Consider the following 415-nt stretch of genomic DNA (forward strand, 5'->3'; position numbering starts at 1 on the left):
AGTAATGGGCTATTCCCGAGACCGTTTTTATCGATTCAAAGAACTGTATGAGCAAGGAGCTGAATTAGCATTACAGGAAATCTCCAGAAGAAAGCCAGTATTAAAGAATCGTGTAGATGAAGTTATTTAAAAGGCTGTTATATAGCCATTGAGAACCCTGCTTTGGGGCAGCTTAGAGTAAGTAATGAACTTAAAAAGCAAGGTTTCTTTGTATCACCAGGTGGAGTCAGAAGTATTTGGTTAAGACACGATCTAAATACGTTTAAACTAAGATTAAAAGCCCTAGAAGCCAAATCTGCTCAAGATGGTGTAGTTCTTACTGAATCTCAACTTTCAGCACTAGAAAGGGCTAAGGAAGAGAAAAAAGCTCATGGAGAAATTGAAACTCATCATCCTGGATATTTAGGAGCTCAAG

The 415-nt window shown here is 38.1% G+C and carries 1 pseudogene; it reads left to right on the forward strand.

The features are described 5' to 3' along the window. A pseudogene (locus GNY06_RS08840) lies at positions 1–415 on the forward strand (IS481 family transposase); the annotation flags it as partial.

It is taken from the genome of Elizabethkingia argenteiflava (assembly GCF_009904105.1).
In the GTDB taxonomy this organism is placed as follows: Bacteria; Bacteroidota; Bacteroidia; order Flavobacteriales; family Weeksellaceae; genus Elizabethkingia; species Elizabethkingia argenteiflava.